General features: G+C 65.7%; 1 protein-coding gene. It reads right to left on the minus strand.

Going from position 1 to position 1135, the window contains the following annotated elements; translation table 11 throughout:
- The coding region (gene tuf / locus D7Y11_RS42650; RefSeq protein ID WP_120581740.1) for an elongation factor Tu at nt 1-1133 on the minus strand (1133 nt) is incomplete at its 3' end.
- Nucleotides 1134-1135 lie beyond the last annotated feature (2 nt).

The raw sequence follows: 1135 nt of genomic DNA on the forward strand, positions 1-1135 counted from the left end.
GCGAACCGGAGCTCCTTCTCCATCGCGACCGGGGTGATGAGCTCCACCTCGATGGCGATGTTGTCGCCCGGCATGACCATCTCGACGTTGTCCGGCAGCTTCACCGTGCCCGTCACGTCCGTGGTGCGGAAGTAGAACTGCGGACGGTACCCCTTGAAGAACGGGGTGTGGCGACCGCCCTCTTCCTTCGACAGCACGTAAATCTGCGCCTTGAACTTCGTGTGCGGCGTGATGCTGCCCGGCTTCGCCAGCACCTGGCCGCGCTCCATGTCCTCGCGCTTGAGGCCACGGACCAGCGCACCGATGTTGTCGCCCGCCCGGCCCTCGTCCAGCAGCTTGCGGAACATCTCCACGCCCGTCACCACCGTCTTCTGCGTCGCGCGCAGGCCGACGACTTCGACTTCCTCGCCCACCTTGATGATTCCGCGCTCCACGCGGCCCGTCGCCACCGTACCGCGGCCGGCGATGGAGAACACGTCTTCCACCGGCATCAGGAAGGGCTTGTCCGTCGCGCGCTGCGGCGTCGGGATGTACGCATCCACCGCCTCCATCAGCTTCAGGATGGCCGGCTCGCCGATGTCGCTGGTGTCACCCTCCAGCGCCTTCACCGCGGAGCCGGGGATGATGGGGATGCTGTCGCCAGGGAACTCGTACTTCTTCAGCAGGTCGCGGACTTCCATCTCCACGAGCTCGCGCAGCTCGGGGTCGTCCAGCAGGTCCACCTTGTTCAGGAAGACCACGATGTAGGGCACGCCCACCTGACGGGCCAGCAGGATGTGCTCGCGCGTCTGGGGCATCGGGCCGTCCGCCGCCGACACCACCAGGATGGCGCCGTCCATCTGCGCCGCGCCCGTGATCATGTTCTTCACGTAGTCGGCGTGTCCCGGACAGTCGACGTGCGCGTAGTGACGGTTCTTCGTCTTGTACTCCACGTGCGCCGTGGAGATGGTGATGCCGCGCTCGCGCTCTTCCGGCGCCTTGTCAATCTGGTCGTACGCCAGGAACGTGGCGCCGCCCGTCTTGGCCAGCACCTTCGTGATGGCCGCCGTCAGCGACGTCTTGCCGTGGTCCACGTGCCCAATCGTTCCGATGTTCACGTGGGGCAGGCTGCGATCGAACTTTTCCTTGGACATGA

The sequence above is a fragment of the Corallococcus sp. AB018 genome (assembly GCF_003986945.1).
Lineage (GTDB): Bacteria > Myxococcota > Myxococcia > Myxococcales > Myxococcaceae > Corallococcus > Corallococcus exiguus.